At 59.1% G+C, this 25,861-nt stretch carries 21 protein-coding genes; 12 read left to right on the forward strand and 9 right to left on the reverse strand.

What is annotated here, in order from left to right; all coding sequences use genetic code 11:
• Window positions 1-174 precede the first annotated feature (174 nt).
• From dapC to CPter91_RS17330, 11 genes are all read left to right on the forward strand, one after another.
• Complete coding sequence (gene dapC, locus CPter91_RS17280; protein WP_061942352.1) at window positions 175-1,377, forward strand: succinyldiaminopimelate transaminase; 1,203 nt, start codon at window positions 175-177, stop codon at window positions 1,375-1,377.
• A 140-nt stretch (window positions 1,378-1,517) separates the two neighbouring features.
• On the forward strand, window positions 1,518-2,345 hold the full coding sequence (gene dapD / locus CPter91_RS17285) for a 2,3,4,5-tetrahydropyridine-2,6-dicarboxylate N-succinyltransferase (protein ID WP_061942354.1): 828 nt from the start codon (window positions 1,518-1,520) through the stop codon (window positions 2,343-2,345).
• A 110-nt stretch (window positions 2,346-2,455) separates the two neighbouring features.
• Window positions 2,456-3,601 (forward strand): PilT/PilU family type 4a pilus ATPase, encoded by a 1,146-nt coding sequence (locus CPter91_RS17290; RefSeq protein ID WP_061942356.1) that lies wholly within the window; start codon window positions 2,456-2,458, stop codon window positions 3,599-3,601.
• 36 nt (window positions 3,602-3,637) lie between these two features.
• On the forward strand, window positions 3,638-3,991 hold the full coding sequence (locus CPter91_RS17295) for an ArsC family reductase (protein WP_061942358.1): 354 nt from the start codon (window positions 3,638-3,640) through the stop codon (window positions 3,989-3,991).
• A gap of 57 nt (window positions 3,992-4,048) precedes the next feature.
• A complete protein-coding gene (gene dapE, locus CPter91_RS17300) occupies window positions 4,049-5,194 on the forward strand; it encodes a succinyl-diaminopimelate desuccinylase (RefSeq protein WP_061942360.1) in 1,146 nt (381 codons plus the stop codon).
• Between the two features lie 32 nt (window positions 5,195-5,226).
• Window positions 5,227-6,822 (forward strand): methyltransferase regulatory domain-containing protein, encoded by a 1,596-nt coding sequence (locus tag CPter91_RS17305; RefSeq protein ID WP_061942362.1) that lies wholly within the window; start codon window positions 5,227-5,229, stop codon window positions 6,820-6,822.
• Between the two features lie 192 nt (window positions 6,823-7,014).
• Complete coding sequence (prmB, locus tag CPter91_RS17310) at window positions 7,015-7,899, forward strand: 50S ribosomal protein L3 N(5)-glutamine methyltransferase (protein ID WP_061942363.1); 885 nt, start codon at window positions 7,015-7,017, stop codon at window positions 7,897-7,899.
• Window positions 7,900-8,028: 129 nt separating this feature from the next.
• Entirely contained in the window at window positions 8,029-10,032 is a 2,004-nt protein-coding gene (locus tag CPter91_RS17315; RefSeq protein WP_061942364.1) for an ATP-binding cassette domain-containing protein, read from the forward strand.
• The gene (locus tag CPter91_RS17320; RefSeq protein ID WP_082792954.1) at window positions 9,990-10,901 is read left to right on the forward strand and encodes a Rossmann-like and DUF2520 domain-containing protein; all 912 of its coding nucleotides are present in this window, start codon (window positions 9,990-9,992) and stop codon (window positions 10,899-10,901) included. The genes CPter91_RS17315 and CPter91_RS17320 overlap by 43 nt, the downstream gene beginning before the upstream one ends.
• A 442-nt stretch (window positions 10,902-11,343) precedes the next feature.
• Window positions 11,344-12,147 carry a cystine ABC transporter substrate-binding protein gene (locus CPter91_RS17325; RefSeq protein ID WP_061942365.1) on the forward strand — a complete coding sequence of 268 codons (804 nt, stop codon included), beginning with the start codon at window positions 11,344-11,346 and terminating at the stop codon, window positions 12,145-12,147.
• A 251-nt stretch (window positions 12,148-12,398) separates the two neighbouring features.
• A complete protein-coding gene (locus CPter91_RS17330) occupies window positions 12,399-13,061 on the forward strand; it encodes an amino acid ABC transporter permease (protein WP_061942366.1) in 663 nt (220 codons plus the stop codon).
• Window positions 13,062-13,078: 17 nt separating this feature from the next.
• Here CPter91_RS17330 and ppk1 read toward each other — a convergent pair whose 3' ends face one another.
• From ppk1 to CPter91_RS17375, 9 genes are all read right to left on the reverse strand, one after another.
• Complete coding sequence (gene ppk1 / locus CPter91_RS17335) at window positions 13,079-15,133, reverse strand: polyphosphate kinase 1 (protein WP_061942367.1); 2,055 nt, start codon at window positions 15,131-15,133, stop codon at window positions 13,079-13,081.
• 206 nt (window positions 15,134-15,339) lie between these two features.
• A complete protein-coding gene (locus CPter91_RS17340; protein WP_061942368.1) occupies window positions 15,340-16,179 on the reverse strand; it encodes a hypothetical protein in 840 nt (279 codons plus the stop codon).
• 116 nt (window positions 16,180-16,295) lie between these two features.
• Window positions 16,296-17,720 (reverse strand): surface-adhesin E family protein, encoded by a 1,425-nt coding sequence (locus CPter91_RS17345; RefSeq protein ID WP_150119740.1) that lies wholly within the window; start codon window positions 17,718-17,720, stop codon window positions 16,296-16,298.
• 126 nt (window positions 17,721-17,846) lie between these two features.
• A complete protein-coding gene (locus tag CPter91_RS17350; protein WP_061942371.1) occupies window positions 17,847-18,575 on the reverse strand; it encodes a site-2 protease family protein in 729 nt (242 codons plus the stop codon).
• 11 nt (window positions 18,576-18,586) lie between these two features.
• Entirely contained in the window at window positions 18,587-19,597 is a 1,011-nt protein-coding gene (locus CPter91_RS17355; RefSeq protein ID WP_082793499.1) for a DUF2167 domain-containing protein, read from the reverse strand.
• A gap of 332 nt (window positions 19,598-19,929) precedes the next feature.
• Window positions 19,930-21,282 carry a GntT/GntP/DsdX family permease gene (locus CPter91_RS17360; protein ID WP_061942374.1) on the reverse strand — a complete coding sequence of 451 codons (1,353 nt, stop codon included), beginning with the start codon at window positions 21,280-21,282 and terminating at the stop codon, window positions 19,930-19,932.
• Between the two features lie 206 nt (window positions 21,283-21,488).
• Window positions 21,489-21,872, reverse strand: coding sequence for a RidA family protein (locus CPter91_RS17365; RefSeq protein WP_061942375.1), 384 nt, complete (start codon window positions 21,870-21,872; stop codon window positions 21,489-21,491).
• 72 nt (window positions 21,873-21,944) lie between these two features.
• Window positions 21,945-23,456, reverse strand: a complete 1,512-nt coding sequence (locus CPter91_RS17370) for an N-acyl-D-amino-acid deacylase family protein (protein WP_061942377.1) — start codon at window positions 23,454-23,456, stop codon at window positions 21,945-21,947.
• Window position 23,457: 1 nt separating this feature from the next.
• Entirely contained in the window at window positions 23,458-24,339 is an 882-nt protein-coding gene (locus CPter91_RS17375) for a MurR/RpiR family transcriptional regulator (RefSeq protein WP_061942379.1), read from the reverse strand.
• A 207-nt stretch (window positions 24,340-24,546) separates the two neighbouring features.
• On the opposite strand from CPter91_RS17375, the gene CPter91_RS17380 reads away from it, so the two are divergent.
• Complete coding sequence (locus tag CPter91_RS17380; RefSeq protein ID WP_061942381.1) at window positions 24,547-25,860, forward strand: amino acid deaminase; 1,314 nt, start codon at window positions 24,547-24,549, stop codon at window positions 25,858-25,860.
• Window position 25,861 lies beyond the last annotated feature (1 nt).

Here is a 25,861-nt window from a genome sequence, read left to right on the forward strand (position 1 = left end):
GAAAAATTTCAAGAAGACAATGAAAAGTAAAAAATAGCGCCGAATCTGCCTTTGCCAGCCCCTCGGATCTGCAATGGCGGCCATCAAACAGGCCACTTCTGTATATAATGCAAACAGCATATTCGTCGCCGTTTTTCCTCATTCCATCTTTGTTATTCGTCCGTCATCAACCACGTGAATCCATTACTAGACCGGCTGCAACCCTATCCGTTTGAAAAACTGCGCGCACTGTTCGCCGGCGTCACGCCCAATCCGGCGTACAAGGCGATCAGCCTTGGCATCGGCGAACCGAAGCACCCGACGCCGGCCTTCATCCAGCAAGCGCTGAGCGACAACCTGAACGGCCTGGCCAGCTACCCAAGCACCATCGGCGCCGAACCCTTGCGGGCGGCGATCGCCGGCTGGCTGGAACGCCGCTACGGCTTGCCGCCGCTGGATCCGGCGACCCAGATCTTGCCGGTCAACGGTTCGCGCGAGGCGCTGTTTGCGTTGGCGCAAACAGTGGTGGATCCGTCGCAAAAAGATGCGCTGGTGATGTGCCCGAATCCCTTCTATCAGATCTATGAAGGCGCGGCTTATTTATCCGGCGCGCAGCCGTATTTCGTCAATTCCGATCCGGCCCGTAATTTCGCACCGGATTACCGCAGCGTGCCGGACGATGTCTGGCCGCGCGTCAAGCTGCTCTACCTGTGCTCACCCGGCAATCCGACCGGCGCCGTGCTGTCGCTGGAAGACTGGAAAGAATTGTTTGCGCTGTCGGACCGCCACGGCTTCGTGATCGCTGCCGACGAATGCTATTCCGAGATCTATTTCAAGCCGGAAGCGCCGCTGGGCGGCCTGCAAGCCGCCAATATCCTCGGCCGCACAGGCTATCCGCGCCTGATCGCCTTCTCCAGCCTGTCGAAGCGCTCGAACGTGCCGGGCATGCGCTCCGGCTTTGTCGCCGGCGATGCCGCCATCCTGAAGAAATTCCTGCTGTATCGTACTTATCACGGCGGCGCCATGAGCCCGCCAGTGCAAGCGGCTTCGGTCGCCGCCTGGAACGACGAAACCCACGTCGTCGAAAACCGCGCCAAATACATGGCAAAATTCCAACAGGTGACCCCTGTGCTGCAAACGGTGCTGGATGTCGACTTGCCCGACGCCGGTTTTTATCTATGGGCAAAAGTAGACAAGCTGGCAAACATCTCAGATACCGACTTCGCCAAGCGGCTGTATGCCGAATATAATGTAACGGTATTGCCTGGCAGCTATCTGGCGCGCGACGCCCATGGGAGCAATCCGGGCCGGCAGCGGATACGCATGGCGCTGGTGGCGGAAGTCGATGAATGCCTGGAAGCGGCGCATCGCATCGCTGAATTCTGCCAAAGCCTTTAGCCCTTGCATCGGCCCGCAGACGGACGCGCAACTGCCACCCTCTGCAACAGCCTGATCTTACGTATTGCACCGTGACGATGTAGTTTGACCGTCGTCATGGTCAAATCCATGTTTTTAAACTTTTTTATCAGCGACCTATCATGACTCAATCTCTGCAAGCATTTATCGACCAAGCCTGGGAACAGCGCACCGAATTTTCCCCGAAGACCGCCCCCGCCGATGTCCGCGAAGCGGTCGCCAAGGTGATCGCCGAATTGAATCAAGGCAGCCTGCGCGTGGCCGAGAAAATCGACGGCAACTGGGTCGTCAACCAATGGATCAAGAAGGCCGTGCTGCTGTCGTTCCGCCTGGAAGACAACCTGCCGATGCCGGCCGGCGAGAACATGCAGTTCTACGACAAAGTGCCGACCAAGTTCGCCAACTACACCGCTGAAGATTTCGCCAAGGGCGGCTTCCGCGTGGTGCCGCCGGCAGTGGCGCGCCACGGCAGCTTCATCGGCAAGAACGTGGTGCTGATGCCTTCCTATGTCAACATCGGCGCTTACGTCGATGAAGGCACCATGGTCGATACCTGGGCCACCGTCGGCTCCTGCGCGCAGATCGGCAAGAACGTCCACCTGTCCGGCGGCGTCGGCATCGGCGGCGTGCTGGAACCGATGCAGGCCAACCCGACTATCATCGAAGACAACTGCTTCATCGGCGCCCGTTCGGAAATCGTCGAAGGCGTGATCGTGGAAGAAAACTCGGTGATCTCGATGGGCGTCTACATCGGCCAGTCGACCAAGATCTATGACCGCGCCACCGGCGAAGTCACTTACGGCCGCATCCCGTCGGGTTCGGTGGTGGTGTCCGGCAGCCTGCCTTCGGCCGACGGCAAGTACAGCTTGTATTGCGCAGTGATCGTCAAGCGCGTCGACGCCAAGACCCGCGCCAAGACCGGTATCAACGAACTGCTGCGCGAAATTTAAGTTTTGCGGGACAGAGTTTATGAGCGACCGAAGCGTCGCGAATTACTCTGTCCTCAACTGACTAGATAAAACGCTCTCATTACAAAGAAAAATAATTTAAGGAGTCGCTGATGGCAATGGACCGCTTGTTTCGTTTGATGCGGGAGAAGGAAGCGTCGGACATGTTCCTGGCGCCGGGCTCGCCGATTCATCTCAAGATCAAGGGCCAGATGGTGCCCGTCAACCAGCAGAACATGGATGACAACACCATCCTGCTGCTGCTGAAAGAAGTGCTGCCTGCCGAACGGCTGCAAGAGCTGGAGCGCAACAACGAGCTCAATCTCGGCGTGCCGATCGCCGGCGTCGGCAGTTTCCGCTTCTCGGCATTCCGCCAGCGCGGCAGCATTTCGGCTGTGATCCGTTACATCCCCATCGATATTCCTGCATTCGAAACACTGCGCCTGCCGCCGGCGCTGCTCGACCTGATCGGCCGCAAGCGCGGTCTGCTGCTGATCGTCGGCTCCACCGGCTCCGGCAAGTCGACCACCATCGCCTCGATGCTGGACTACCGCAACCAGACCCAGGCCGGCCATATCCTGACCCTGGAAGACCCGATCGAATTCCTGTTCCAGAACCACCGCTCCATCGTCAACCAGCGCGAAATCGGCAGCGACACCAACGACCTCAACGGCGCCCTGAAGAATGCCTTGCGCCAGGCGCCCGACTGCATCCTGATCGGCGAAATCCGCGACAAGGCGACCATGTCGGCCGCCCTCGCCTACGCCCAGTCCGGCCATCTGGTGGTGTCGACGCTGCACGCCAACAATACCTACCGCGCGCTGAACCGCGTGATCAGTTTCTATCCGATGGAAAACCGTCCGGCATTGCTGGAAGATCTGGCCTCGACCCTGGCCGCGATCGTTTCCCAGCGCCTGGTCACCACCGTCGATGGCCAGCGCACGCCGGCCGTGGAAATCATGCTCAACACGCGCCATGTTTCCGAGCTGATCGAAGAAGACAACATCAGCCAGATCAAGGAAGCGATGGAAAAGAGCCTGGCGCCGGGCTCGCAGACTTTCGAGCAGGCGCTGATGCAGCTGATCGAAGACGGCGTGATCACCCAGGACGAAGCGCTGGAACATGCCGATTCGCCAAGCAATCTGTACTGGCTGATCAACAACCACACGCCAAGTTCGAAGAAAAACCTGACGCCGATTGCGCCGGAACCGGAACGCGTCGAAGGTGCGACCTTCACCGAATTTACCTTGGATCTCTAACGGCATCCTTATCACTTGCAGCAAACGAATTCATCTATGGCAATTACTCTTTACGGCATTCCCAACTGCGACACGGTCAAGAAAGCCCGCACCTGGCTGGAAGACCAGGAGATCGCTTATACGTTTCACAATTTCAAGAAGGACGGCGTCAGCGCCGAACTGATCACCACCTGGCTGGCGGACATCCCGTGGGACACGCTGGTCAACCGCAAGGGCACTACCTGGCGCGGCCTGTCGGAACAACGGCGCAACGGCATCACCGACGGCATCAGCGCCACGCCCCTGATGATGGAGCTGCCGTCGATCATCAAGCGTCCTGTGCTGTACACCGGCAAGCAAGCTTATGTCGGCTTCTCCGATGCGCTGTACCAGGAAATCTTCAGCCAATAATTCAGCCAATCAGCCGTTCACCCGACAACCCGTCGCCACATCATTGAAATGCCGCACATGAACAAGCACAGCAAAACCCTGGCACTGGCCGAACAACTGATCGCACTGTCCTCCGTCACGCCGCAGGACAAGGGCTGTCAGGCGCTCCTGATCGAACTGCTGGCGCCGCTTGGCTTCGCCTGCGAAACCATCCAGTCCGGCGATGTCACCAACCTGTGGGCGCGCAAAGGTACCGAGCGGCCGCTGCTGGTGTTCGCCGGCCATACCGACGTGGTGCCGACCGGCCCGCGCGAGCAGTGGCAATCCGATCCTTTCCTGCCCAGTCATCGCGACGGCAAGCTGTACGGCCGCGGCGCCGCCGACATGAAGACCTCGATCGCGGCAATGGCGGTGGCGGTGGAAGAATTCACCCAGGCCCGCCCCGACCACACTGGCTCGATTGCCTTCCTGATCACCAGCGATGAAGAAGGCCCTGCTACCGATGGCACCGTGGTGGTGTGCGATAAACTCAAGGCGCGCGGCGAACAGCTGGATTACTGCATCGTTGGCGAACCGACTTCCAGCTCGACGCTGGGCGACATGATCAAGAACGGCCGCCGCGGCACCATGTCCGGCAAGCTCACGGTCAAAGGCGTGCAGGGCCACATCGCCTATCCGCAGCTGGCGAAAAACCCGATCCACCTGGCAGCCCCGGCGCTGGCCGAACTGGCGGCGGAAAAATGGGACGAAGCCAATGAATACTATCTGCCGACTTCCTGGCAGATGTCCAACATCCACGGCGGCACCGGCGCTTCCAACGTAATTCCAGGCGAAGTGGTGATCGATTTCAATTTCCGCTTCTCCACCGCCAGCACGGTCGAAGGTCTGCAGCAGCGGGTCCATGCCATCCTCGACAAGCACGGCCTGGAATACACGCTGGCCTGGACTGTCGGCGGCCGGCCGTTCCTGACGCCGCGCGGCACGCTGAGCGACGCCATCACCGCCGCCATCAAGACCGAGACCGGCATCAACACCGAACTGTCGACCACCGGCGGCACCTCAGATGGCCGCTTCATTGCGCAGATCTGTCCACAGGTGATCGAGTTCGGACCGCCTAACGCCAGCATCCACAAGATCGACGAACACGTTGAAGTGCAGTTCATCGATCCGCTGAAAAACATTTACCGGCGCACCCTGGAAAACCTGCTGCCGGCAGCCGGCTAAAGCACACTCCCGCCCCTCACGCAAAGGTACTTATGGCTGGCAGCAGCAAGGACATCGTCGAACAATCTTACGACGCCACGCCATACACCTCGCACCCGTTCAAAGCCACCGCGCCGGAACATCTGGCAGCGGTCGCCACCCTGTTCGGCCTGCAGCCGCCGCGCACCGAGAATGCACGTGTACTAGAGCTGGGCTGCGCCTCCGGCGGCAATCTGATTCCGCACGCGCAACGGCATCCCGGCGGCCATTATATCGGCGTCGATCTCTCAAAAGTACAGATCGATGCCGGTCAGCAGCGGCTGTCCGCCCTTGGCCTGACCAACGTCAGCCTGCACCACATGAGCATCAGCGACATCAGCCCGGCGCTGGGACAGTTCGACTACATCGTCTGCCATGGCGTCTACAGCTGGGTGCCGCCGCAGGTGCAGGAGCAGATCCTGCGCGTCTGCGCGGAAAACCTGGCGGCCGACGGCGTCGCCGTGGTCAGCTACAACACTTACCCCGGCTGGAAATTCAAGGAGGTAGTGCGGGAAGCGATGCTGTTCCGCGGCAAGGACCATGACCATCCGGGCGACAAGCTGGCGCATGCGCGCGGCATGTTCAATTTCATGCATGAAATGTCGAGCAAGGGCAGCGTGCTGAACCAAGTGCTGGAGCAGCACAGCGCCACGTTCAGCGGCCAGTTCGACGATTACTACCTGCTGCACGAATACCTGGAGCCGTACAACCTGCCCTGCTACCTGAGCGAGTTCGCGGTACGCGCACGCCAGCACCAGCTGAGCTACCTAGGCGATTCGGAGCAGCAATCGATGTTCGTCGGCAATCTCGGCAGCCAGGTCGCCGAGCCTTTGCTGCGCGAATGCGGCAATGACCAGGTGGTGCTGGAACAGTACATGGATTTCTTGCGCAACCGCCAGTTCCGCCACACCTTGCTGGTGCATGAGCAACAGCAAGGCCGCATACGCTATCAGCTCGACCCGGCGGTGCTGGCCCAGCTGCATTACACTTGTGCGGTCGGCGGCAGTACCGCCGCGATCACCCAGGACGATGCGGAGCAGACCATGACGCTCGGTGGCCAGCAGTTGGCCATCCGCGGCAAGCTCAGCAAGGTCGCGCTGCAGATATTGGGGGAACGCTTTCCCGCCACCATGCATTTGCCGGAGCTGGTCGAGGCGGTCCGGCAACGCCTGCAGCAGCAGGACAACGATGTCGGCGTCATCATCGGTTTGATGGAAGCGCTGGTGATCCGCGGCGCCGTCGAATACCGCGTGCAAGCGCTGGAGGCCGCGCCCAGCCTGGACGAAAAACCGCTCGCCCTGGCTTCCGCGCGCGCAGATCTGGCGCTGGCCGCCAGTGTGGACAACGCCAGCGTCACCAATCTCTGCCACCAGCGGGTAAGGCTGAACATCGTTGAAAGATTGTTGCTGCCTAAACTGGATGGAAATCATACCCAAGAGCAACTAATCGAGCATATCCTGCAGCAAGAGCAGCAGCAAATGCTCGAATTCAAGCACAAGGATGGCCAGCGCGTCAGCGACCCGCAAGCGCTGCGCACAGAGGCTGGCGAGCATGTCGGCAATGCCCTGCGCGCACTCAGATATAATGGGATGTTGATCAAATCCCGATAAAATCGAGGAAAATCAAGGCAATAACGGGCTAATTGGCTGGCTGCGCCCCATCCGGCCCGGCATTTCCGATAGAATCCGCCTGACACTTTGCGCCGCTGCGCAATTGCTCCACTTTAATCAGCTGGGGACAAGGTGATTTGCCGCCGGCCAGCGGCTACCAGACTTCGTCCTGCACATACAAATAACCGCACCATGACACCACATTCGTTTACCACCATCCGCGACCTGCTGCGCTATGCAGTGACCCGTTTCAATACCGCCGGGCTGTTTTTCGGCCATGGCAGCAGCAATGCGCTGGATGAAGCGGCCTACCTGATCCTGCATACGCTGAAGCTGCCGCTGGACAAGATCGAGCCCTTCTTCGATGCACGCCTGCTGCCGCATGAAATCGAAGCCGTCTTGCAAGTCATCGAAAAACGCAGTGTCGACCGCTTGCCGGCCGCCTATATCACCAATGAAGCCTGGCTGGGCGACTACCGTTTTTACGTCGACCAGCGCGTAATCGTGCCGCGTTCCTTCATCGCCGAGCTGATCCCCGACCATTTCTCGCCATGGCTGCAAGAGCCGTCCGCAGTCAGCAACATCCTGGAACTGTGCACTGGCTCCGGCTGCCTGCCGATCATGCTGGCCGACGCTTTCCCTGAAGCCCATGTCGACACCGCCGACATCTCGGCAGACGCGCTGGCAGTAGCGCGCCGCAATGTCGACGACTATGAGCTGCAGGACCGCATCACGCTGATCGAATCCGATCTGTACGGCAAGGTGCCGGCCAAAAAATACGACCTGATCGTCACCAATCCACCCTACGTGAATTCCGGTTCGATGGGCAAGCTGCCACCGGAATACCTGCGCGAACCGCAGATCGCCCTGGCTGGCGGCAGCGACGGCATGGACCTGGTGCGCCAGATCGTGGCCGGCGCCAAGCAGCGCCTGACCGCCAACGGCATCCTGGTGGTCGAAATCGGCAACGAACGCGCTTTCGCCGAAGCGGCCTTCCCGGATCTGGAAATGACCTGGGTCTCGACCAGCGCCGGCGACGACATGGTGTTCCTGCTGACCGCCGACCAGCTGCCGTAATCCAGTATCAGCGGCCAGGGTCCACTGCCCTTGCCGAACCTAACACAATCAGCACAAACAGCACGACCATCACGACCGGCATGCCACTGACGCATGCATGGCCATTCATTTAGCAAGTAGATAGTAGACATGATACGTTTTCAACAAGTTTCCCTGATGCGCGGCGTCAAGCCTTTGCTCGACAATGTCGACGTCACCCTCAACCCGGGCGACAAGATCGGCCTGATCGGCGCCAACGGCGCCGGCAAGTCGAGCTTGTTCGGACTGCTGCGCGGGGAGCTGCATGCCGACCTCGGCGAAATCGATTTCCCGTCGAAATGGCGCATGGCCTACGTCGCCCAGGAAACCCCGGCGCTGGACCGCCCGGCAATTGAATACGCGATCGACGGCGACGTCACCCTGCGCCGCCTGGAAGAAGAACTGGCGTTCCTGGAAAGCGAGCCGGAAAGCACCTCGAACGGCATCCTGATCGGCGAGCTGTACAGCGCGCTGGCTGACGCTGACGCCTACACCGTGCGCTCGCGCGCCGAACAGCTGCTGACAGGCCTCGGCTTTTCGCTGTCGCAGATGGAGCAGCCGGTGGCCAGCTTCTCCGGCGGCTGGCGCATGCGCCTCAACCTGGCGCAGGCGCTGATGTGTCCGTCCGACCTGCTGCTGCTCGATGAACCAACCAATCACTTGGATCTGGACGCCATCATCTGGCTGGAAGACTGGCTCAAACGCTATCCCGGCACCCTGATCATCATTTCCCATGACCGCGACTTCCTCGACGGCGTGGTCAACGTCATCGTGCATATCGACGAACGCAAGCTGAAACGCTATTCCGGCAACTACTCTTCCTTCGAGCGCCAGCGTTCGGCGCAGCTGGAACTGGCTGCCGGCACCCTGGAAAAGCAGATGCGCCAGCGCGCCCACCTGGAATCCTTTATCAACCGCTTCAAGGCCCAGGCCAGCAAGGCGCGCCAGGCCCAGAGCCGGATGAAGGCCCTGGCCAAGATGGAAGAACTGGCGCCGCTGCGCGCCGCCGCCGAATTCTCGTTCGAGTTCCGGGTGCCGCTCAGCGCGCCGAATCCGCTGCTGGTGATGGAAGACGTCAGCGCCGGCTATCGCACTGAAAGCGAAACCAGCCACGATGTCACCGAAAAAGTGATCGTCGCCGGCATCAATTTCTCGCTGCAGATCGGCCAGCGCATCGGCTTGCTGGGCGTCAATGGCGCCGGTAAATCGACCTTCATCAAGACCATCGCGGAAGAGCTGAAGCCCTTGCACGGTGTGGCCCAGTTCGGCAAAGGCTTGTCGATCGGCTACTTCGCCCAGCACCAGGTCGAAATGCTGCGTCATGACGAATCGCCGCTGTGGCATATGGGAAAAATCGCGCCGACCACGCGCGAGCAGGAACTGCGCAACTTCCTCGGCAGCTTCAATTTCAACGGCCCGATGGTGACCAGCTCCATCAAGCCGTTTTCCGGCGGCGAAAAAGCCCGCCTGGCGCTGGCCCTGATCGTCTGGCAGCGCCCTAACCTGCTGCTGCTGGATGAACCGACCAACCATCTGGACCTGGAAACCCGCGAAGCGCTGACCATGGCGCTGGCGCAGTTCGAAGGCACCCTGGTGCTGGTATCGCATGATCGCCACCTGCTGCGCGCCACCACCGACCAGTTCATCATCGTCGCCGACGGCAAGGTCGCGCCGTTCGACGGCGACCTCGACGACTACAAGGATTGGCTGTTCAAGACCAAGCTGGCGGCCAAGAACAGCGCCACGGATGCCGCGCTGCCGAAAGCCAGCAGCAAAGCCAAGATCGCCAGCGCCGTGGCGCCGGCAGCACCCGTGGTGGACAACGCCGACCGCCGCGAACAGAAGCGCGCGGAAGCCGATGCGCGGCAAAAGCTGGCGGCGCAGAAGAAGCCTATCGAGTCGCGCATCAAGCGCCTGGACGAACAGATCGCCAAGCGCAGTGCCCAGAAGGCGGCGGTCGATACCCGCCTGGCCGATCCGGAAATCTACGACAAAGACAAGAAAAAGGAATTGGCGACGCTGTTGACCGATCAGGCGTTCTATAGCAAGGAACTGACGCAACTGGAGGCGGAATGGCTGGAACAGCAGGAAGCGCTGGAGCAACTGGGCAACTAGGTCCAGTACAAGACGGCGCCGGTAGCCGTCCCAGAACGCTGAGCATCATCGGCTGCGGCAAACTCGGCCGTAGCCTCGCCTTGCTGTGGCATCGTGCCGGCCACGATCCGCGCGCCTTTGTCTTGCTCGACATACTGAACCGTTCCAGCGCCAGTGCGCAGCAAGCCTGCGATTTCATCGGCGCGGGCAAAGCCGCGGCATCCTTTGCTGATCTGCGCCAGGCCGATGTGTTCCTGATTGCCAGCGGCGACGACCAGATCGCCGCCTGCTGCGACGCTCTCACAGCTGCCGGCAAACTGCAGCACGGCAGCATCGTGTTTCACTGCAGCGGCGCCCTGTCCTCGCTCGAACTGGCCTCGGCCAGCGCGCTTGGCGCGGCCGTCGCCAGCATCCATCCGATCCGCAGTTTCGCCTCGCCGCAACAAGTCGCCGACAGCTTTGCCGGTACCTGGTGCGGCAGCGAGGGCGACACCACAGCACTGGCGCTTCTCGGCCCGGCCTTCGAAGCCATCGGCGCCCGGCTGGTGGCAATCGAGCGCGAACAGAAAACCCTGTATCACGCAGCGGCCGTATTTGCCTCCAACTATCTTGTCACTCTGATCGATGTCGCCCAGCAGGCCTATGTCGCGGCCGGCATCGCGCCAGAACTGGCGCTCAAGCTGATCGAACCGCTGCTGTCGGAAAGCGCCGCCAACGCCTTCCGGCTCGGCCCCGCCACCGCCCTCACCGGCCCCATCGCCCGCGGCGACCTGGCGACCGTGGCGCGGCAATTGCAAGCCTTGCAACAGTGGCGGCCGCAAATCGCCGAACTGTATGAACAATTCGTTAGCGCCACCACCGAGCTCGCCTCACGCAAGAAAAATTCATAAAACACGACAAAGCCGCAACCCGCTTTTCGTCGCGCCAATATATGCAACTAACTACGGCAGCTAACTGGGGTCAGAGTGGACTTTCTGCGCGCTTTTTGCAGAAACTCCACTCTGACCCCACTTAGCGGGCTACGGAGTACATGCCTCACCGCTGAAAAACAAAACCATGTAGCGCGTTCTGTCTTTCTCCGAATCCGTCATCTGGGGTCGGAGTCGAGTTTCGCGAAAAGGCACCGCGAAAGTCGACTCCGACCCCAGATGACTCAAGCCGCTGCTTCATTGTCAATATTCGTTATCTGAAAAAAAACTGAAATGCAAAGACAATAAGTGCATATAGAATGGTGAAAGCTTCATTTTACGTTTGACCTGGAAACGCCTTAACATAGTCGTCACCAGCAACACCTCCTTGTGCTTGTCTGTGCCCTCAACCTAAGGATAAAAAATGGCCACAACACTGTCTAGACTCAGCAAGATTGCAGCAGCAATCCTGATTACCAGCGTCACGCTGAACGCCTTCGCGGCGGATCTGCTCGATACAATCAAAGCGCGCGGCACCTTGAAAGTGGCGATGGAAGGCAACTACCCGCCCTTCAATTTCAAGGACCCAAAAAGCGGCGAACTGACCGGTTTTGAAGTCGACGTCGCCAAACTGCTGGCAGCCAAGCTCGGCGTCAAGCCGGAGTTCACGACCACCGAATGGAGCGGCATCCTGGCAGGCTTGGGCGCCGGCAAGTACGATGTGATCCTGAACCAGGTCGGCATTACGGAAGCACGCCAGAAAGCCTTCGATTTTTCGCAGCCTTACACCCTTTCCAGCGCCCAGCTGATCGTACGCAAGGACGAGAAGCGCAGCTTCCCGACTTTGGAATCGCTGAAGGGCTATAAACTTGGCCTCGGCCAAGGTACTAACTTCGAGCAAAAGGCCAAGGCCGTTCCGGGCATCGATGTCAAGACCTATCCTGGCTCGCCTGAATACCTGGCCGACCTCGCCAGCGGCCGTATCGATGCTGCCTTGAACGACCGCCTGCTGGTCGGCTATCTGCTGAAAAGCGCGAACCTGCCGCTGAAGGCCGGCGCCACTTTCGGCGATGTCGACAAGATCGGCATTCCTTTCCAAAAAGGCAATCCGAAATTTGAAGCGGCCTTGAACAAGGCGCTGGACGAAATCCTGAAAGACGGCAGTTTCAAGCAAGTCTCGTTCAAATGGTTCGGCTTCGATGTTAGCAAAGCACCATCGGCGCAATAAACCGATTCGCGCTACACTTGCGGTAAACCAGACATCCCCGCCCACTGCGGGGATGTTTTTTTAAGCAAAAAATCTAGTGCCCTGAGACAGAGGTTCGTTGAATAAGAAAAGTGATGAAATCGGCGCCAAGCAAGGCGCAAAACGGAGCAAGGGTGGTCCCCTTGCGAGTATTTGCAACGACGCATGGCGCCGATTTCAGCGCTTTTCGTCAACGAACCTCTGTCTCAGGGCACTAGTTTAACAACGACAATATGGAATTACTAGATTTGCTGGAGCAGGCAGCGCCCACCTTGTTCCGCGGCGTCGGCTATACCCTGATATTTGCAGTGGCCTCGATGCTGGGCGGCCTGCTGCTCGGCTTCCCGTTGGCGATTGCGCGCATCGTGCCGTCGCGCTGGGCGCAGTGGCCGGCCACTGTATATGTCAGTCTGATGCGCGGCACGCCGCTGCTGGTGCAAATCTTCGTGATCTATTACGGCTTGCCGAGCATCGGCATCAGTTTCTCGCCATTGACGGCCGGCATCCTCGCGCTCAGCCTGAATGCCGGCGCCTACCTGTCGGAAAGCCTGCGCGGCGCGATCCTGGGTGTGCATGGCGGCCAGTGGTCAGCCAGCTACAGCCTCGGCCTGACCTACTGGCAAACCCTGCGCCACATCGTGATTCCACAGGCAATTCGGATTGCGGTGCCGTCGATGAGCAATACCCTGATCAGCCTGATCAAGGATACCTCGCTGGTCTCAGTGATCACCGTGACCGAACTGATGCTGGCCACCAAGGAAGTGATTGCCGTCACGTTCCGGCCGCTGCCGCTTTATCTGGCCGCCGCCGCCATCTACTGGTGCCTGAGCATTTGCTTTGAACGCCTGCAAGGCCGGCTTGAGCGCAAGCTCGGGCAGGCTCACAAATCCAATTAAGCTTTAAGAATCAGACTTTAAAAGCGCGACAGCAGATCGATCTGGCTGACCAGCGGCGTATCCTCGCCCGGATTGGCGCGGTGGTAGCTGCCTTCGCTATCCATATCCCAGGCTGAGGCATTGTCTTGCAGGTGCACCAGCAAGCTCTCTTCAATCACGCGGCGCTTGAGTTTGCTGTCCTGGATCGGGAACGCAGTTTCAATACGGCGGAACAGGTTGCGATCCATCCAGTCGGCGCTCGACAGCATCACGTGTTCTTCGCCGTCGGCGTAGAAATAGAACACCCGGTGATGCTCCAGGAAACGGCCGATGACCGAGCGCACCTTGATGTTTTCCGACAAACCCGGTACCCCGGGCTGCAAGGCGCAGACGCCGCGGATCAGCAGCTGGATCTTGACACCTGCCTGGGAAGCCAGATACAGGGCCTCGATCACGGTCGGCTCCAGCAAGGCGTTCATCTTGGCGATGATGTAACCCTGCTTGCCGGCCTTAGCCGCATCGACTTCTTTCTGGATCGCCAGCAGCACATTCGCGTGCAGGGTAAACGGCGATTGCCATAAGCGCTTGAGCGGCACCTGCTTGCCGAAACCGGTCAGCTGCTGGAACACGTTGTGCACGTCTTCGCAGATCTTGTCGTCATTGGTCATCAAGCCGAAGTCGGTATACAAGCGAGCGGTGCGCGGATGATAGTTGCCGGTGCCCAGATGCACATAGCGTTTCAGCTTGGTGTGCTTGGCGTGACGCTTGCGGCGCACGATCAGCAGCATCTTGGCATGCGTCTTGTAGCCGAACACGCCGTACACTACATGGGCGCCGACCGCTTCCAGCTTGGCGGCCCAGCCGATATTGGTTTCTTCGTCGAAGCGCGCCATCAGCTCCAGCACCACCGTGACTTCCTTACCGTTCTTGGCGGCCTGCATCAGCGCGCTCATCAGCGGCGAGTCGTTGCCGGTACGGTAAATGGTCTGCTTGATGGCCAGCACGTCGGGATCGATCGCCGCCTGCTGCAACAACTCCAGCACCGGCTGGAAGCTTTCGTAGGGATGGTGCAGCAAGACGTCGTTCTGGTCGATGATGTCGAACACCGACGCACCGGTAACGAAGGCTTTCGGCAGCACCGGCGCATGCGGCGTGAATTTCAGATCGGGACGGTCCACCAGGTCCGGCAAAGGCATCAGCCGCACCAGGTTGACGGCGCCGTTGACCCGGTAGCAATCGGCCGGCGCCAGGCCGTTCTGGTTCAGCAGGCGCTGCACCAGCGACGCCGGCGTGCCGTCCGCCACTTCCAGGCGCACCGCATTGCCGAGCTGGCGGGTCGGCAGCTCGCCTTGCAGCGCCAGGCGCAGATCGGTGACTTCGTCCTCGTCGACAAACAGATCACTGTTGCGGGTCACGCGGAACTGGTAGCAGCCGCTGATCGACAAGCCCGGAAACAGTTCGCCGACAAAGCGCTGCATGAAGCTGCTGAGCAGCACGAAGCCATAAGCGTGGCGCGACAGATGTTCCGGCATCCGCACCAGGCGCGGCAATACCCGCGGCGCCTGAACGATGGCCAGTTCGGTTTCGCGCCCGAAAGCGTCTTTGCCGCTCATCTTGACGGCAAAATTCAAACTCTTGTTCAGCACCCGCGGAAACGGATGGGCAGGATCGAGGCCGATCGGCGTCAGCACCGGCAGCAGCTCAGTCTTGAAAAATTCGTGAGCCCAGGCGGTCTGCTCATCGGTCCATTCCGACTCCTGGTAAAAGGCGATGCCTTCGGCGTTCAGCGCCGGCAGCAAAACCTCGTTGAACAAAGCATACTGGCGCGCCACCAGCTTTTGCGCGCGTTCGCTGATGGTGCTGTAGGCATGTTGCAGCGACATGCCGTCCGGCGTCACGCCATCCACCGCGACACGGATCTGCTCCTGCAGGCCAGACATGCGGATCTCGGAAAACTCATCCAGGTTGCTGCTGGTGATGCAGACAAAGCGCAGCCGCTCCAGCAGCGGTACCGCAGGGTCCTCGGCTTGCGCCAGGACGCGTTCATTGAAGGCAAGTACGCCGAGTTCGCGGTTGAGCAGTGGGAAGGTCATGGTCCGGTCGGGAGAGTGAGCGAGGTTGCAAAAAAAAGCCAGCGATTACCAATATGACATTTTTGATTGTAAGGACGCAATGTGACGCAAGAATGACAAGTGCCCGCTGCAGCAATAAACACCTCCCTTTTCAAGCAGACCTTGTTATCAAAGCCGTCAGCAAGCAACGTTAATGAAATATCATCTTCGGCCAACTGGGCATGTAGTTACGTCCCACGCTCTGCTTCGCAGGCCTGCTGGGACGAATGGTCATAGATCATGTTAACCCTGACGGCACCTTCATTTTTATGCATCGTCTGCGTAAAACTGAGCTGGGCGCCCTCCTTGCAATAAACATCATTGCGCCCCTGATATTTTTTCCACCCGCGGACAAGCAGCAGTTCTTCCGTACCTGGCTTAAGGACAGTTCCCCATCCCTGCTGACTCACGATCACTACCATCGTAACAAAACCGTATCGCGCTACGCTATCCTCCTGCAGAACTTTTACCCGGTCACGATTCATCAGGGCGAATACATCGATTTCCATATGCCGGGCCATGTTTTGCTCGGTCCTTGAAGGCGGGAGCACGGCAAGAGAATAGATGACCGCAAACGCCGATATCACAGTCAAGAGCGCAAACGCAAAATTCTTCAGGGTGCGCGACGGACAGGGAGGAGATGCGAGGCTGGCGTGCAATTTGACAGTAGCCTCTAATGCCCTTGCGCCACCCCACATGGCAAGCAGACTGAACATGATCGCAATCGGGCCGACTCCCCCGACCAGCGCGAACAATAAGGTCACCGCCGCCAAAGTGAGTGCGACCAGCGACGCTATCCTGCTGTGAAAGCGGTAGATACAGTATGCACAAGCCAGATTGACAACGCAGTCGAAAAATATCGCGGGTGAGCGAATAATCGACAATGTAAACAACGCCGTGAGCAACTGCAAAGCGCCGACAATGGCAAACACTTTCGCGGTTACCCGGGTCATAGCGACAGCGCCATGATAAGTGTCGACTTTAGTGAAGAACGATTTGTTATCTGTATCCTGTCTGTATGTGCTCATCGCATCTCATCAATAAATTTCCTGTTGGATTCAAATTCAAAACAGAATTCTTGCAGCCATCACAACCAACTTCCGCACTTGAATGCCTATCTGCACAGAATCGCGATCACCACACGTCAAGGCTCAATTTTCATGCTGTCAATCTTACTTGTGGATACTCCATAATCTTTCGACTCATCAAGGGTGTTGAAGACGAACTGAAGCTGTTCGATGTAAAGACCTTGGTGCTTAAAGCCATCCTTATCGACGCAAGCCAGCGACCAGGCGTTCCCGGCAAGTTGAGGATGAAGACTACTGGCCTCGATCATGCTGCCTACATGGCAAGTACGGGTGGTCTCTTGCGGTTTTGCCGATCCCGGCACCTCATGCGATGAGGTCGAGTAAGAAAAAACAGCATCAGCGTTCCAGATGAACGGCTTCAAGTCGAATTTTTCTGTGACGTAGACGCCCCCAACCTCCGCACGCGTTGAGTTCAGTTTCGACTTTAGCTGCACGATTCCGCCGGCCATTTCACGATCCACATAAAATTCAGGACTGTATATTTCACGCAAGTGCGTAACGCCATCATTCTGCGGCTTGATAACAAGCACAATCTTGCTTGGAGAACTGGCAGATTTCGAAGTAAAGGACTGAACCAAGGTAACTGTGGACGTCGTACGTTTCGACGGCACTATCCTGATTAGCTTGCTGGCCGTCTCCATGACCGCCGGGGGAACTTCGACGCTATCAATCGACAATATAATAGGCTGTAATGCTTTTCTTCTTGCAATGTCGCCACCTATGCCAGAATAAGTCTCCGGATCGAATTTCTGGCCGCATACTGCACGCAGCGCCTGTCCATACTCGTCATCTGCTGCGATCGGTGTTAATGCATCATCGAGCTTGATCATGCCGTCAGTAACTGCGTTTTCTGGAGTAAAGTCATAGCCGATGGTCGATTTATATTTATTCGATGCGCAGTCCATTTGAACGAATTCACGCTTGGAGTCAAACGGCGCGTTATACGGCGGATCGAAATTCATCTGCGGGTACTCAGTGCGAGCCCACACAGCAACTGTAGTCCCTGACCTAACTATGCTGTGCAGGTCAATTTGAAACAGTTCGTCCTTGCTGCCACGTGCAACGTTTACAAGCCGCTCATTTTTTGGCGGCAACCCGCAGGCCCAGCTTAGAAGAGCTTCGCCGTCCTTTTGGCCTGCCACCGACACAAATGCAGAGGGCGCATAACGAGCAATCGAGCTGCCATAAATTCTCGTCGATGACAGATTATTCGCGACCGTATTGGCATAAGCGGCGCGAGTTTTCTTCTGAAGACAGTCGAATTCCATTGGTGCGTCATACTTGATCTGGCTCGTGCCATTTCCGCCGGCAAGCGTCCCTCTTGTCTGTAGGTGGACGTGATCGCTAATGCGTAATGCCGAATCAGGAAGGTACTCTCTACCAGCCGATACCGGTATTGGTTGCCAGGAATCCGCCACTGCCGAAAAACTAGCTGACGCAAAAACGCCAGCGACGATCACGTATTGCAAATATTTTTTCATTTTTTGCGAAAAATAATTTGAAAGTTCAACGAAATACCCCGTATCGCGATAAAAATCTCCAATGCATGCTATTTCCTGCCGCACGCAGGAGGCACATTCTCAATTACTTCAAGTCGAAATGAACTGCTACAGCCAACTGCCATGAACCGGCGCCAGCATATCGTGCACGCCATGCGTCATCAGCACCAGGAACGCCAGCAAAGCCAGGTAGTAAAACGCATACGTTGCCTTCACCGAGGGCTCTATGCCGTAGTACTGCTGGTTTTCCGGGCTGCTGGCGTCATAGTTCCAGGCGCGCTTCAGTTGCGGCAACGCGAGAATGACCACCACGATCAGCAAGGGCGTCGGCCGGTATGCGAACAAGGCAATCAGCACCGGAACGCCGGCAAACCATATGCGCGGCGACAGCACGGCGGTAATGCGGCCGCCGTCAAACGGCGACATCGGGATCATGTTGAACAGGTTCAGGAAAAAGCCTGCGTACGACAAGGCCAGCAAGAGATTGCTGTCGTACTGGCGCGCGACAAAATAGCAAACCAGGGCGCCGGCCGTACCGACCAATGGCCCGGCAAGGCCGACATAGGCTTCTGTTTCCGCATCGTGCGGCATGTCTTTCATCTGGATCCAGGCGCCGACAAACGGGACGAATGTCGGCGCCCCGACTGCCAGGCCGCGGCGCTGCGCCGCCAGGTAGTGTCCGGCTTCATGCACGAACAGCAACAGCACGAAGCCAAGCGCATAACGCCAGCCATAAAACATGGCGTAGACCGCGATCGATAGCAGCATGGTGCCGGAGGTGGTCAGGATCTTGCCGAGTTTCAGGCCTCCCAGCAGCAGGAAGAGCAGTTTAGTCATGGCCTGCGCCTTCAGGCATGATTGGCCGGATCAGCGGCGTCAGCCGGACGTTCAGGCTTGCTGTCAGGCGCCGCCTGAGGAAACTGGTGGCGCGCAAACGGCGACTCGTCGACGTCAACCTGATTGACACTCATCGGTGCAGGTTTCGGTTCGCGCTTGAAGAATCGCTTGATGGCGGCGCCGAAGGCAAGCACGGCCAGCAAGCCGATCTTGAAGAATTTCGCGGCAAACGCGGCAATCACTGCAATCAGGCCGATTTTCTTGGCTGCGACGCCAACCACCAGGGCAGCCAGGCCATATTCCGCGACGTGGTCGGTCGATGCCGTGAAATCCGCGTAGCGCTTGCCCTGATGATAGTCGATGGCAGCAAGAAGATTGTTTGCAATCGGCTTGTCCGCTGCCAGGGACGAAAGGCCCGTCACCATGGTCAAGGTAAGATAACCGTCGCGGCCAAGTGCCAGGGTACGGTAGTTCACGCCGGTTTGCGCGTCATTGGCGACGGCGCCTTTGTCGCGTACGATCAGCGACCAGAGCAGACGATGGGTAGTTGAATCGTAGGTGGGTGCTTCCGCCCAGCCGCCTACCTCCATTTCGGGAATGCCACGCTCCTTACGGCTTGCATTTCCCTGCTCCGTGCCCTCGCGCAAGCTCTGCAGCATGTCGTCGGCCTTCCAGTCGCGAGCATCGTCGTCGCGCACATAGCCCTCTTTCGTGAACTCGACGGTAGCAAACCAGTCACCGCCTTTAGTCGTGGGGACAATCACGCCGACCAGCGACTTGTCATCGATAACGTTGCCGATAGCGCGCAAATAGCGAGCGGCGGCGGCGGCTGGCACAAAGCCATAATCTTGCGGCAGAGAGAAAGTGGCCTGGTCACTGAGTTCGATCTTGCTCGGCCCTTCCACCAAGACTTTTTTTGCCTCGGCCGCCGCCGCTTTTATCTCTGCCTGGGTTTCAGCTGTCTGGGCTAGGCAAGTGCTGGCGATAAAGGCCGCGACAAGCGCGACCATCAATTTTCTCAGGATTTTCATGGCTGGACCGATATTGTGGTTTTAGGGTTTTTTTTTGTCGATTGCCGCCAAGTCGACTGTTGCTCCCTGCAACAGCGCTTGCTTAGATGCATTGGTTTTTCAACAAAATTGCAGTTACTTTAATACCATGAAATCGATATATATTGCCGCAATGCATCTCAAATAATGGATAAATTCACTATATTTAGCAATTCTGCACAACAGCCGGAGGTTCTCTCAAACCAATCCCGAAGCGGTAATCTGCGCTCAGAACACATAAAAAAACAGCCCGCAGAATCAAATTCTGCGGGCTGCCCATGGCAATGCTACAAGCTTGATATCGGTCAGATCACAGTAGCGAGCCCCAAAGTCAACAGCAATGCCACCACCGAAATGATGGTTTCGCACACGGTCCAGGTCTTGAAGGTTTCCGTCACGGTCATGTTGAAGTATTCCTTGACCAGCCAGAAGCCGCCGTCGTTCACGTGCGACAGGATCAGCGAACCGGCGCCGGTGGCCAGCACCATCAGTTCCGGCCGCACGGTAACACCGGCGGCGGTGACGATAGGTGCGACGATGCCGCAGGCGGTAGTCATGGCGACGGTGGCCGAGCCGGTGGCGACCCGGATCAGGGCTGCCACGAACCAGCCCAGCAGCAGTGGCGACAGGTGGGCGTTGTTGGCGACTTCAACGATGGCCTTGGAGACGCCGCCGTCGATCAGGATGCGGCCGAAGCCGGCGCCGGCGCCGACGATCAGCGTGATGCCGGCGATCGGCGCCAGGCATTCGGTGGTGAATTTGAGGATGGCTTCACGGTCGAAGCCGCGCGATTTGCCGAAAGTATAGAAACTCACCAGCGTACCGATCAGCAGCGCGATCACCGAGTTGCCCATCAGGCGCATGAAATCGTTGGCGAAAGTCTTGGGCGTAAAGAACAGATCGGCCCAGCTGCCCAAGAGCATCAGCGCTACCGGCAGCAGGATGGTGGCGATGGTGATGCCGAAACCTGGCAGCTCACGGGTCTTGCCCTCTTCCACGAACTGCGCGATCAATGGATTGTCGGGATTCGGCACGACGAAGCGGCTGATGAGTTTGGCAAACAGCGGACCGGCAATGATGGCGGTCGGGATGCCGACGATCAGCGCGTACATGATGGTGCGGCCGATATCGGCGTTGTAGGCAGTGACAGCGAACAGCGCGGCAGGATGCGGCGGGATCAGGCCATGCACCACGGACAGGCCGGCAACCATGGGAATACCGACCATGATCATGTTGGTGCCGGTGCGCTTGGCGACGTTGAAAGCGATCGGGATCAGCAGCACGAAGCCGACTTCAAAGAACACCGGCAAGCCGACAATCAGCGCCACCACCATCATCGCCCAATGCACGCGCTTGGGGCCGAAGATGCCGATCAGCGTATTGGCGATGCGCTCGGCGCCGCCCGATTCGGCCATCATCTTGCCGAACATCGTGCCTAGGCCGACCACCAGCGCAATATGCCCGAGCGCGCCGCCGACCCCGGTTTCGTACGACTTGACAATGCTGGCCATCGGCATGCCGACCACCAGCCCCAAGATCACCGACACCACGATCAGCACGATGAACGGATTCATCTTGAACTTGGCGATCAGCACTACCAGCGCGACCACTGCAATCACCGCATACAGCAGCAACAGATTTCCCTGAACCATCTCCATCAAATCCTCCTACAGTCTGATTTATTTTGTAACGCTGCCAGTAAAGCTGGCATGACTATTTTTTGATAAACCGCCAGCCATGTCGTCCCCGCGAACGCGGGGACCCATATTCATGGCCATAACATGGATTCCCGCGTTCGCGGGAACGACGAGGAGGGGCGCCGAGCCGGGGCCATCAAGGCACCATCTCAATCTGCCTGTCCAATTTACTTTTTATAAGCGATGCAATCCACTTCTACCTTGCAATCCACCACCATGGCCGACTGCACGCAGGCGCGGGCAGGAGGATTGGCGCCGAAATATTCCTTGAAGACGCGGTTGAACGACTGGAAATCACGCGTGTCGTCAAGCCAGACGCCGCAGCGTACCACGTGTTCAGGACCGTAACCCGCTTCCTTCAGGATCGCCAGCACATTCTGGATGGCCTGGTGCGACTGAGCGACGATGCCGCCGTCGATCACCTCGCCGTTCACCATCGCCACCTGGCCGGACACATACAGCCAGCCGTCGGCCTCCACCGCGCGGGCGAATGGCAGATGCTGGCCGCCGGTACCCGAACCACCTTCAACACCGTATCGTTTGATCGTCATGATTATTCCTCTGTAAAAAAATAAAATTCAAATGCCGCGGCCGGCCTCTGCTGCCGGTCCGCCCACCTACCGCTAAATACTTCCTCTCACTCCTGCCTGCCGCGCCAGGAAGCGCCCTGCCCGCAATGCTGTCGGCGCTTTCTCGGCGCCGCCCAGATAAGACAAGGCGCCGTTGACCCAGACCGCCTCGATACCTTCGGCCGGCTGCATCGGATCGGCGAAGGTTGCCGCATCGCGCACCGTTTCCGGATCGAACAGCACCAGGTCGGCCCAATAGCCTTCGCGCACCAAGCCACGCTCGCTCAAGCCGAAACGCTCAGCCGACAAGCCAGTCATCTTGCGGATCGCCACGGTCAAGGGGAACAGCTTCTGCTCACGGCTGTAATGACCAAGCACGCGCGGGAACGCCCCCCACAAGCGGGGATGCGGCAAGGGATCGTTGGGCAAGCCGTCGGAACCGACCACCGTCGCCGGATGACTCAGAATGCGATTGACGTCGTCGTCCGTCATGCAGTGATAGACCGCGCCCGCCGGTTGCAGGCGGCGCGCGGCGTCCATCAGGCTGACTTGCCATTCGGCAGCGATGGCGGCCAGCATCTTGCCGCCCATCGCAGGTTCCGGCTCGGACCAGGTCACCATGATATCGATGGTGTCGGTCACCTGTTTCACATCCAGGGTGGAGGAACTGGCGGTGTAGGGATAGCAGTCGCAGCCGACCGGCTGGTAGCGCTGCGCCTGCTCCAGCGCCGCCAGTACTTCGCCGCTGCGGCCCCAGTTTTCGACACCAGCGCATTTCATGTGCGAGATCACAACGGGCACGCGCGCGTGCTTGCCAATGCGGAAGGCTTCGTCCATGGCTTCCAGGATATCGGCGAATTCGCTGCGCAGATGGGTGGCGTAGAGAGCACCTGCTTCAGCCAGCGGCTCCGCCAGCGCCAGCACTTCGCTGGTCGGCGCCATGATCGCATTGCCATAGGCCAGGCCGGTGCTGAGGCCAAGCGCGCCATGCGCCAGCGCTTCCCGCAGCTGCGCGCACATGGCGGCGATTTCGCTATCGCTGGCGGCGCGGTCGAGGCGATCCATCTGGTTGCTGCGCAAGGCCGTGTGGCCGATCAGCGCCGCTACATTGATGGATGGCTGGGCCTGGTTGACTGCTGCAACGTAAGAAGCGAATGTGGGATAGCTGAAGGCGCTCGCTTCGCCCAGCAAGTTCATCGGATCCGGCGGTTCGGCCTTGAGACTGACCGGGGCGGCGCTGATGCCGCAATTGCCGACCACCACGGTGGTCACGCCCTGCGACAGCTTGGGCAGCATCACCGGCGTGCGGATCACGTTGGTGTCGTCGTGGGTGTGGACATCGATGAAGCCCGGACTCAGCACCTTGCCCTTGCCGTCGATCACCTGCCCGGCATGCCAGCCGAGCAAGGCGCCGTCGCGGTCTATCCGCACGATGCGGCCGCCGTCGAGCGCGACATCAGCAGTGTACGGCGCGCTGCCGCTGCCATCGATCACCGCCACGTTGAGTATCAGCGTATCGCATGCGCGTATCGCTGCCTGCTTGTCTGTATTCAGCTCACTCCTCATCTCAATCTCCCAACGGCTCACGGCTGCTGCCGCCGCGATGCGTATCCAGTGTAAACTTCAGGCGCCTCAGCAGCTCCTGGCTGCGATCTTTTTGCAGCAGCGCCAGTTCCGTCATCAGCACGTCCAGCGCCATCATCATGGCGTAGCGTGATGATGACGGCTTGAAAATAAAATCGGTTTCCAGCGACTTCAGCGGCAGCAGCACATCGGCCAGCGCCGCCAGCGGCGAACCAAGCGCAGTAATCGCCACCACCCGCACGCCGTATTCCTTGGCGACCTTGCAGCTGGCGTTCAGCTCAGCCACGTTGCCAGTGGTGGACAAGGCCAGCACCACGTCGCTCTTGTCGAGCGTGGCCGCGACCATTTTTTGCAACAAGGCGTCGTGGTAGGTGGCCACCGGGCGGCCCAACCGCACCAGCCGGTAGCGCGCTTCATCAGACAGCATAGTCGAGCCGCCCCCCATACCAAAGGCGTAAATCATGCGCGCCTGCAGCAACGTCTGTGCCGCCTGCAGCAACACTTCCTGGTTCAGCAGGCTGCGGTTCACTTCCAACACCTTGTGGATATCGGCATACACCATGTCGACGATCTGCGGCAACGCCTGTTCCCCGGCCGCATCCTCGGTCCGCAAAAAGCGCTGGCCGATGGCAGCTGCCTGCGCCAGGTTCATCTTCAGCTCGCGCACGTCGCGGCAACCGATGGCCTTGGCGAAACGGGTAACGCTGGCTTCGCTGACGCCGGCCTGGCTGGCCAGCGTCTGGATGCTGGCGCTGGCGGCAAACGGCAGGTCGCTCAGGATCGCCTGCGCCACTTTTTGCTCGGCCAGCCGCAACTGGCCGCTGCGTTCGGCAATCCGCGAGACAATATCGAAGGAATGACTCATGTGTTGTGCTTGTGACCTGATCCGATGGCAATCCAGCGTAGCCGGCTGATTATTATAATTTGAGCAATTAGAGCAAACCCTGGTCAGCGCGACTCTCATCGGTTTGCTGCCAGGAAAATTCCTTATGTTACTTTGTAACATGCTTTTAATATAGTAAATTCAAGGATATGATTACGTCAAACGAATTATTGTTAAAGGGGCTTGAACATGAATGTTACAAACAATCACACCGCTGGCGGGCGCAATGCCGAAGACACACTGATCGATCCTCTGAACAAGGGTCTTGGCGCATTCCAGCAAGCCCTGACTGCCGCCGACGCCAAGGCGCTCAACTGGAACCTGCTGCGGGAAGACTTGAGCCTGCCGACCGCCGTGCTGTATGAAGAGCGCATGAACCACAATCTGCAATGGATGCAGCAGTTCGTCAGCGAATACGGCGTCAAGCTGGCGCCGCACGGCAAAACCACCATGGCGCCCAAGCTGTTTGCGCGCCAGCTGGCCGGCGGCGCCTGGGGCATCACCCTGGCTACCGCACACCAGACCCGGGTCGCCTATCAGCACGGCGTGCGGCGCATGATCATGGCCAACCAGTTGGTCGGCAAGCAGAACATGGCGATCATCGCCGATCTGCTGAACGATCCATCGTTTGAATTCAGCTGTCTGGTCGATTCGGCCGACGGCGTCGACCAGTTGGGCGCCTTCTTCCAGGCGCGCCAGCAAAAATTGCACGTGCTGCTGGAACTCGGTCCCGACGGCGGCCGTACCGGCATCCGCAATCCGCAACAGCAGGAGGCGGTGCTGGCAGCCTTGGCGCGCTGGCCCGACAACCTGGTGCTGGCCGGTGTCGAAGTGTATGAAGGCGTGCTGAAAGAAGAGACCGACATCCGCGCCTTCCTGCAGCATGCCGTGGCCTGCGCCAAACAGCTTGCCGCCGATGGCCGCTTTGCCGCCCGCACTACGGGCGAGGCGGCACGGCCGGTGATCCTGACCGGCGCCGGTTCGGCTTGGTATGACGTGGTCGCCGAAGAATTCGCCAAGACCGAGATCGGCCTGCCGCTGGACGTGGTGCTGCGTCCGGGCTGCTACCTGACACACGACGTCGGCATCTACCGCGCCGCGCAGGCGCAGATCCAGACCCGCAATCCGATCGCCCGCAAGATGCGCAGCGAACTGCAGCCCGCCCTTCAGCTGTGGGCTTATGTGCAATCGATCCCGGAAGCCGGCAAAGCCATCATCGCACTCGGCAAGCGCGACGCTGCCTTCGATGCCGGCCTGCCGCTGCCCGCCCTGCACTACCGACCCGGCAGCGCCGCGCCGACAGCGACGCCGGCGCACTGGCAGCTGACCGGCATGATGGACCAGCACGCTTATCTGCAGATCAATGCCGGCGACGACATCAAAGTCGGCGACATGCTCGGCTTCGACATCTCGCATCCCTGCCTGACCTTCGACAAATGGCGCCAGATCGCCGTGCTCGATCCGCAGCATCAGGTGGTGGACGTGATCCAGACTTTCTTTTAAT

This window comes from Collimonas pratensis (assembly GCF_001584185.1).
GTDB classification, from domain to species: domain Bacteria; phylum Pseudomonadota; class Gammaproteobacteria; order Burkholderiales; family Burkholderiaceae_D; genus Collimonas; species Collimonas pratensis.